Origin of the sequence: Micromonospora trifolii (genome assembly GCF_022229005.1) — a bacterium.
GTDB lineage: Bacteria > Actinomycetota > Actinomycetes > Mycobacteriales > Micromonosporaceae > Micromonospora > Micromonospora trifolii.
In genome coordinates, this window is record NZ_JAKKFD010000068.1 from 1 (window position 1) to 8,311 (window position 8,311).

Genomic DNA, 8,311 nt, shown 5'->3' on the forward strand with positions numbered 1-8,311 from the left:
CACTTGTGGCCTTGGCCCGGCAGGGAACCCCCCGCCAGGGGCGCGTGGCCGACGACGGCCAGGGCGGCGCACACCGGGGGAAGGGGCACGGGCTGGCCGGCATCGCCGACCGGGTCCGGGCCGCCGGTGGCGAACTGGTGGTGGTCAGCCCGACCGGCGGCCCCACCGAGATCCGCGCCGAGCTTCCCCTGTGAGCGCGAGGAGTGAGCCGGGTTTGCGAGCCCCGCAGTCGCGAACGAAGGAGTTGCCGTGAGCGGTCCGGCGCCGCGCCGAGCCCGTACGACGGGCCGGACGTGGTAGACAACACAGCCATGCGCATCGTGATCGCCGACGACGCCGTCCTGCTCCGGGAGGGGCTGGTCCGGCTGCTGACCGAGAGCGGGCATCAGGTGGTGGCCGCCGTCGGGGACGGTGACGCCCTGGTCGAGGCGGTGGTCGAGCACCGGCCCGACGTGTCGATCGTCGACGTCCGGATGCCGCCGTCGCACACGGACGAGGGGCTGCGGGCTGCGGTGGAGGCCCGCCGGCTTGTGCCGCGTACCCCGATCCTGGTGCTCTCCCAGTACGTCGAGGTGTCGTACGCCGATGATCTTCTCGCCACCACCGGCGGCGCCGGCGGCGGGATCGGCTACCTGCTCAAGGACCGGGTGGCCGCGATCGACGAGTTCCTGGACGCGCTGCGGCGGGTGGCGGGCGGCGGCACTGTGCTCGACCCCGAGGTGGTGGGTCAGCTCTTCGCCCGGCGTCGCCGCGACGACCCGTTGCGCGAGCTGACCCCCCGCGAGCGCGAGGTGCTCGCCCTGATGGCCGAGGGCCGCTCGAACACCGCCATCGCGCGGGCCCTGGTGGTCAGCGACGGCGCTGTGGAGAAGCACGTGCGCAACATCTTCACCAAGCTCACCCTGCCGCCGGACACCGAACAGCACCGGCGGGTGCTGGCCGTCCTCACCTATCTGCGGAACTGACCTCCCGGGCCAGGGCCACCGCGTCGGTGAGGGTGTCGGCCACCGGGTGACCGGAGGCGCGCAGCCGGGCCGGGTCGGTGAACCCGCCGGTGTAGAGCACGGCACGGCCACCCACCGAGAGTGCCGCGTCCGCGTCGTCGATGGAGTCGCCGATCAGCACCACCGAGGCGCCGTCCACGCCCAGTTCGGCCAGGTGCAGCTGAAGCGACTCGGCCTTGTGGCCGCCGCCGACGGTGGCCCGCAGCCCGTCGACGCGGGTGAAGTGGCCGGTCAGCCCGTACGTGTGCACGGTCGGGACCAGTTCCTCGTGGAACCACATGGAGAGCAGACTCTGGCTGCCCGGCCAGGCGGCCATCGCGGCGCGCGCGTCGGCGGCCAGCTCACAGGTGGTCAACCCGGTGCGGTACGCGTCGTGGAAGACCTTGTCCAGTCGGCCGAACTCGTCGTCGTCCACGGCCTGCCCGAGCACCTCGGCGTAGTACTCGGCGATCGGCCTGCGGAACCGCACCCGGTGCTCGTCCGGGGTGACCGTCGGCCCGCCCAGGCTCGCGAACACGACGTTGGTGGCGGACACCACCAGGCTGAGGTCGTTGAGCAGGGTGCCGTTCCAGTCCCAGACGAGGTGCGGGGGCGCAGAGGTCATCAGAGCACCTTAGGCACCCGTCAGAGCTGAGGCGTGGTCAGGTCCCGCAGCAGCCGGTCCTCCTCGACCCGCCAGTAGCCGTGCTCCTTGCCGTCGAGCATCACCACCGGCAGCCGGTCCCCGTACTCCCGCTCCAGCCCCTCGTCACCGGTGACGTCCCACTCGACCCACTTGTCGCCGGTGACCGCGACCACCCGGTCGAGCGCCGCCTTGGCGTCGTCGCACAGGTGGCAGCCGGGTCGGGTGATCAGGGCGAGTCGGGCGTCACTGGCCATCGGTTACCTCCGTGCGGTCGGTCGGCGTCGCCGACCGGAGTTGGGTCTTGCGTACCTTGCCGATCGCCGAGTGCGGCAGGGCGTCGACGAACTCGACAGCGGTCGGGCACTTGAACCGGGCCAGGTTCCGCGCGCAGTGGGCGAGAAGTTCCTCGCTGGTCACCGGTCGGCCCTGCGCCGGCACCACGTACGCCCGCACAGTCTCGCCGGTCCGCGGGTGCGGCACACCCAGTACCGCCGACTCGACCACGCCGGGGTGCCCGGTGAGCACCAGCTCCACCTCGTGCGGATAGACGTTGAACCCGTTGACCAGGATCAACTCACCGAGCCGGTCGACCAGGAAGAGGTCGCCGTCCTCGTCGGCGTACGCGATGTCGCCGGTGCCCCACCAACCCTCGGCGTCCGGGCCGCCCCGATTGTCGGGCCAGTAGCCGGTGAAGAGGTTGGGGCCGCACACCACGATCTGCCCCGGGTCGGTGCCCGGCGCCACGTCGGAGATGTCCAGCTCATCCGGGTCGTCGTCGGGGACGGCCAGCCCGTCGCGCCACAGGTCCACCCCGTCCGCGCCGACCAGGCGTAGCCGCACCCCGGGCAGCGGCCGGCCGATCGAACCCGGCTTGGGCACGCCGCCGACCAGGGTGGAGGTGAGCACCGGCGCGGTCTCGGTGAGGCCGTACCCGATGTGCACCTGGTGCCCGGTGACCTCGGTGAAGCGCGCCGCGACAGCGGGTTCGAGCGGCGCCGCGCCGCAGACCGCCACCCGCACCGACGCGGTCGCCGCGCGGGCCGTGGCCGCGCCGGCCCAGGTCAGGAACATCGACGGTACGCCGACCAGCACGCTGACCCGGTGCCGCGCGATCTCGTCCAGCCCCGCCGTCGGGCCCGGCTCGTCGAGCAGCACACCGGTCGCGCCGTGGTGCACTACCGCGCCGAGCCCCGAGTTGAGCCCGTACGCGTGGAACAGCGGCAACGCCAGGAGAACAGTGTCCGTCGGCCCGACCACCGGCGGCTCGATCTCCGCGACCTGTTCGTGGTTGGCGAGCAGCGCCCGGTGCGAGAGCATCGCTCCCTTGGGTCGCCCCTCGGTGCCGGAGGTGTAGAGCAGTACAGCCAGGTCGGCGCCGCCGCGTCGGGGGCGGGGTGCCGGTCCGGGCGCCTCGGCGGTCGGTGGCGTGCCGTGCACCGAGGCGAGCGCGGGCAGCTCGGCGGCCACGTCGGCGACCAGGCCCCGAACGTGGTCGGTGGCGATGAGCACCGACGCGCCGGAGTCGGCCAGCACGTGCCGTAGCTCCGGGGCGGTGAGGCCGGGGTTGACCGGCACTGTGACCAGCCCGGCGCGCAGAGCGCCCAGCCAGGCGATCACGAAGTCCGGTGTGTTGGGCAGCGCGATGGCGACGCGGGGCGGCGTACCGCCGGGGCCGGTGGGTGGCGCTGCGGCGGACAGGCCGCGGGCGGCGGCGTCCACTGCGGCGTCCAGTTCGGACCAGCTCACTGTGTGCTCACGCCAGTGCAGCGCGGGCCGTTCGGCGCGGTCGTGAGCCGCCCGGCGGACCCGGTCGGCGAGGTTCGGCGCGGGGCTTTCCGAGGCGTCCTGCACGGTGATCGAGTCTGGCACAGCGGGCGGCGACGAGCCACGCCCGATGGTCGGGACCACGCCCGCAGGACGGCAACCGCGATAGTCCCATGTACGGGACTGTCCGGTGTGCCACCGGCGATCCGATCGGGTCCTGTCGATGGGACGTGCGACGCTGACCACGGGCAGTTCGGCCGCCCCCGTCCGGCCGGCCGGCGCGGCGGGGCAGCCGAACGGGCGGAGAGCCTCCGACCTGGGCATCCAGCCTGGAACACCGTGCCGACGGAAAGTCAATCGCACACGACGGACAACCGGTCCGCCACTGGTGCGAGGGAGCGGGAAATACTTCCGCCTTGTGTAACGGACTTGCCACGCGCGGGTGACGTTGGCCCTATTATCACTCGGGTCGGCTCACCCCATTTGCCGTGAGTCGACACCCCTCAGCCCGAGGAGGCCCCCGTGCCTGTGAGCGCATTGGACCAGCACCTCCAGGGGAATTGCCGCCCGTCGGCAACTCCCGTGACCGTCCTGCCCGACCGGTCACCCGGTCGGTCCGCCCCGACGAGACCTAGACCGGCCCGCCCGGCGACCGACGGGACGGGGGCAACACGGTGACCACCTTTGGTTACGCGGAACGCCCGGTCGGCCTGACCGGTCAACCCGCCCGCTCCCACGTCAACGAGCGGCCAGCGGCCCGCGCCCCATCGGACGAACAGCACGGTGGCGTCGTGCGGGGTGACGGCGCGGCGCAGCGGATCCGCAGCCGGCCGCACCACAACGAGCCACCACCGCGACCCGCAGTGCCCGGTGGAAACGCGAAGCCGGCCGGCGGCCGGGTCGCCGTACCGTCCCGGCCCACCATGCCGGTGCAGGGTCGTCGGGTAAGCGACACACCGGCGGTCACCACCGACCCGGCGGCGGGTGAGACAGCGGTGATCCCGGCGGTGCCGGCCACCACCGCCACCACCCCGACGGGTTTCCCGAGCCGCCCGGACCCGTCCGACCCGGCAACCGAGGTCTGGACGCTGATCGAGCGGGCCCAGGCCGGCGAGTCCGCGGCGTTCGGTCTGATCTACGACCGGTACGTGGACACCGTCTTCCGGTTCGTCTACTTCCGGGTCGGCAACCGGCAACTCGCCGAGGATCTCACCTCGGACACCTTCCTGCGCGCGCTCAAGCGGATCGGCAGCTTCACCTGGCAGGGCCGCGACCTCGGCGCCTGGTTGGTGACGATCGCCCGCAACCTCGTCGCGGACCACTTCAAGTCGGGCCGGTACCGGCTGGAGGTCACCACCGGCGACGTGCTCGACGCCGACCGGGAGGACCGGGGCCCGGAGGGCAGCCCGGAGGCGGCGGTGGTGGAGCACATCACCAACGTCGCGCTCCTCACCGCTGTGAAGCAGCTCAACCCGGAGCAGCAGGAGTGCATAGTGCTCCGCTTCCTCCAGGGCTTCTCGGTCGCCGAGACGGCCCGCGCGATGGGCAAGAACGAGGGAGCCATCAAGGCCCTCCAGTACCGCGCCGTCCGCGCCCTGGCCCGGCTGCTGCCCGACGGCTTCCAGCCGTAGTTTGTTACGGCGGGACCGACGGGCGTCGATCAACGTCCGCGCAGCTCAAAGTCGGTCCCGCCCGGTGATGACCATCACTTTCTGTAATTTCCGCTCCGCCAGGCCCGTAACCCGTGCCCGGTCCGCCGCGTTTCTCCGGGTGCGACCGGTGGATGTCCCGGCAGGCCCGGGTCACCGAGGTCCGACCGGCATGCCGGCGGCACCTCACCTCCGTGGTGTCACACTGCCGCCCGGTCGCTGGCAACGACGGCGGCCGACCGGCCGTGACCAGCGAGAGGAGGTGCCTGCGGTGGACAACACCCTCTTCTCCCGCCGGCGCGCGGAGCGCTTCGCGCAGCTTCTCGACGAGGCCAACGGCGCTCGACGACACCACGTGCGATCCCGTGTGGACGGCCAATTGGCGCCACTCGTCGCAGTGGGTCAGCGGCTCAGCGTCGACCCCCCGGCTGTCGAGGTGGACCAGGACTTCCGTACCGGCCTGCGAGCGATGCTGCTCGCAACCGCCGAGCGGGAGGGGCTGGGCAGCACACCAGCGGCGGTCAGCGAACCTGCCGCCACGACCACCCGCGGGCGGCTACTGCCGGCGGTCACCGCCCGGCGGGCCCGAGCACGGGGCGCGATCCTGGTCGGCATCGCCGCCGGGGCCATCGCCGTCTCCGGGATCTCCGCCGCCAGCGAGAACGCGGTGCCCGGTGACGCGCTGTACGGCATGAAGCGCTCCACCGAACGGGCACAGCTCGCCCTCGCCAGCTCCGACATCAGCCGAGGCCAACTCTTCCTGGACTTCGCCCGGACCAGAGTCGGCGAAGCCGCCAAGCTGCGCGGTGACCGGATCGGCTACAGCGCGGTCCTCGACGACATGGACGCCGACAGCCGGCAGGGCGTTCGCCTGCTGACCTCGGCCGCTGTGCAGCGGGCCGAGCCGGGAAGCCTGGACACTCTCAACACCTTCGTGTCGAGCCAGCGCCGGGCGGTACGCGGTCTGCTCGACGGGAGCACCCGGATTGACCGGGAACGGACCCAGCGGTCGCTGCTGTTGCTGGACAGCATCCGGGAACGGTCGGACGACCTGCGCGCGGCGATCGCCTGCGGCCTGCCAGCACCGAGTGCCAGCGACGCCCTCGGGCCGGACCCGAACACCTGCCCCGGGGCCCGCTGACCTGCGTCCCTATACCGCACGTCCGACCGGCCGCGCCACAGTTCGCTGTGTGCCCGGCCGGTCGCCCGTCTACGGCGGATACCCTCGCTGGGGAGGAGCATCCGTCGTACCGGTGAGGAAGGGATTCGCGTGGCGCGTAGCCGTAAGGTGACGGTCAGCACCGACGCCGAGGGGCATACCGCAGCCTGGGCGGAGACCGACCTGGCCCCGGTCAGCGCACCCGACCCGACCGCCGCGGCGTTCTTCGACGTGGACAACACGATGATGCAGGGCGCGTCGATCTACTGGTTCGCCCGTGGGCTGGCCTCCCGAAACTACGTGACCACCGCCGACCTGGCCCGATTTGCCTGGCAGCAGCTCCGCTTCCGGCTGCTGGCCCGGGAGCACGCCGGTGACATGTCACTGGCCAAGGAGGCGGCGCTGGCCTTCGTCCAGGGCTGGAGGGTCAACGAGGTCGAACACCTCGCCGAGGAGATCTTCGACGAGATGATGGCCCCTCGGATCTGGGCCGGCACCCACCAGCTCGCTCAGCGTCACCTGGACGCTGGTCAGCGGGTCTGGCTGATCAGCGCCGCCCCCGTCGAGATCGGCCGGGTGATCGCCGCCCGGCTCGGCCTGACCGGCGCCATCGGCACTGTGGCCGAGGTGCTCGACGGGGCGTACACCGGGCGGTTGGTGGGTGACCTGATGCACGGGCCGGCCAAAGCTGAGGCGGTCACCCAGCTCGCCGCCGTGGAAGGGCTCGAGCTGGCCCGCTGCGCGGCCTACAGCGACTCGGCGAACGACCTGCCGCTGCTCTCCGCGGTGGGCCGGGCGGTGGCCGTCAACCCGGACGGCGCCCTGCTGCGGCAGGCCCGCCAGCACGGCTGGGAGGTGCGGGACTTCCGCACCGGCCGCCGAGCGGTCAAGATCGCGGTGCCGTCGACAGCGGCGGCCGGGTTGGTCGCCGGCGCCGTCACCGCCGGCCTGGCCCTGCAACGCCGCCGCCGCGCCGGCTGAGCCGCCCGTTCGGGGCGTAGTTCTAGGGGCCGAACGGGTCGGGGCGTCGCTCCAGCAGCGTGTGCAGGGTCTGCTGAATGGTCTCCCGCACCTGGTCGGCGAGGTTGAAGACCACCAGCGGGTCGTCCGCCGAGTCGGTCAGGTGTGCGGTGGGAATCGGCGGGCAGAACTCGATCAGCCACTTGCTGGGCAGCGGCACCATGCCCAGCGGGCCGAGCAGCGGAAATGTCGGCGTGACCGGGAAGTAGGGCAGCTTCAGCAGCCGCGCCAGGGGCTTGATGTCGGCGAGCATCGGGTAGATCTCCTCGCCGCCGACGATGGCGACGGGCACGATCGGGGTGCCGGTGCGCAGCGCCGCCGAGACGAACCCGCCCCGCCCGAAGCGTTGCAGTTTGTAACGGTCGGCGTAGAGCTTGCCGATGCCCTTGAAGCCCTCGGGGAACACGCCGACCAGATCGCCACCGCCGAGCAGCCGCTCGGCGTCCGGGTTGCAGGCCACGGTGCCGCCGGTCTTGCGGGCCAACTCGGAGACCACCGGCATCCGGAACACCAGGTCGGCGCCGAGCAGCCGCAGGTAGCGGTGGGCGGGATGCTTGTCGTGCAGCGCCGCCGAGAGGATCAGAGCGTCCAGTGCCACAGTCCCGGAGTGGTTGCCGACCACCAGGGCGGGCCCGTCCACTGGGACGTGCTCGACCCCACTGACCTCGGTGCGGAACCAGTCCCGGTAGAGCAGCCGCAGCAGCGGGTGGAAGACCGCGTCGGTCAACTCCGAGTCGAAGCCGAACTCGTCGACCTCGTAGTCACCGGAGAGCCGTCGGCGCAGAAACGCCAACCCGTTCGCGACCTTGCGGTCCCAGTGGTCCCCGGGCCGGTCCGACACCGCCGGCTCGGTGCCGCCGGACAACCCGGCGTCGACAGCGTCGGCCGGCGGCGGCGGGGTCGGGGGCGCGGTCGAGGCCAGCGGTGCGGTCGGGGTCGGCGCGGCCTGCGCGGCCGGCCGATGTCCGTTGCGCCGCGCCGGCTCCGCGTCCGGCGGAGGCACCTGCGCGGGTACGTCGAACCGCCCGACCGACTGCGGGTCGCGCCTCTCCTCCGGCCCACTCACAGCGTCACCTCGGTTCGCGACTGC

The 8,311-nt window shown here is 72.5% G+C and carries 8 protein-coding genes and 1 pseudogene; 5 read left to right on the top strand and 4 right to left on the bottom strand.

Annotated features, from left to right (window positions below):
- A pseudogene (locus tag NIE79_RS32065) lies at positions 1-194 on the top strand (sensor histidine kinase); the annotation flags it as partial.
- Positions 195-311: 117 nt separating this feature from the next.
- Positions 312-965, top strand: a complete 654-nt coding sequence (locus NIE79_RS32070) for a response regulator transcription factor (protein WP_030329744.1) — start codon at positions 312-314, stop codon at positions 963-965.
- Here NIE79_RS32070 and NIE79_RS32075 read toward each other — a convergent pair.
- From NIE79_RS32075 to NIE79_RS32085, 3 genes are read right to left on the bottom strand one after another with little or no spacing between them, the layout of a single operon-like run.
- Positions 946-1,608 (bottom strand): HAD family hydrolase, encoded by a 663-nt coding sequence (locus NIE79_RS32075; protein ID WP_238682132.1) that lies wholly within the window; start codon positions 1,606-1,608, stop codon positions 946-948. The genes NIE79_RS32070 and NIE79_RS32075 overlap by 20 nt on opposite strands.
- Positions 1,609-1,628: 20 nt before the next feature.
- Positions 1,629-1,883: a glutaredoxin family protein gene (locus NIE79_RS32080; RefSeq protein ID WP_030490173.1), complete on the bottom strand. Its 255-nt coding sequence runs from the start codon at positions 1,881-1,883 to the stop codon at positions 1,629-1,631.
- Complete coding sequence (locus tag NIE79_RS32085) at positions 1,873-3,480, bottom strand: AMP-binding protein (protein WP_238682133.1); 1,608 nt, start codon at positions 3,478-3,480, stop codon at positions 1,873-1,875. The genes NIE79_RS32080 and NIE79_RS32085 overlap by 11 nt, the downstream gene beginning before the upstream one ends.
- Before the next feature lie 587 nt (positions 3,481-4,067).
- Here NIE79_RS32085 and NIE79_RS32090 point away from each other — a divergent pair.
- The 3 genes from NIE79_RS32090 to NIE79_RS32100 all read left to right on the top strand — a co-directional run bounded on the left by NIE79_RS32090 (position 4,068) and on the right by NIE79_RS32100 (position 7,182).
- Entirely contained in the window at positions 4,068-5,024 is a 957-nt protein-coding gene (locus NIE79_RS32090) for an ECF subfamily RNA polymerase sigma factor, BldN family (protein WP_238682134.1), read from the top strand.
- A gap of 289 nt (positions 5,025-5,313) precedes the next feature.
- The gene (locus NIE79_RS32095) at positions 5,314-6,183 is read left to right on the top strand and encodes a DUF5667 domain-containing protein (protein WP_238682135.1); all 870 of its coding nucleotides are present in this window, start codon (positions 5,314-5,316) and stop codon (positions 6,181-6,183) included.
- A 129-nt stretch (positions 6,184-6,312) separates the two neighbouring features.
- The gene (locus NIE79_RS32100) at positions 6,313-7,182 is read left to right on the top strand and encodes an HAD family hydrolase (protein ID WP_238682136.1); all 870 of its coding nucleotides are present in this window, start codon (positions 6,313-6,315) and stop codon (positions 7,180-7,182) included.
- 22 nt (positions 7,183-7,204) lie between these two features.
- Here NIE79_RS32100 and NIE79_RS32105 read toward each other — a convergent pair whose 3' ends face one another.
- On the bottom strand, positions 7,205-8,086 hold the full coding sequence (locus NIE79_RS32105; protein ID WP_238682137.1) for a lysophospholipid acyltransferase family protein: 882 nt from the start codon (positions 8,084-8,086) through the stop codon (positions 7,205-7,207).
- Between the last annotated feature and the right edge of the window lie 225 nt (positions 8,087-8,311).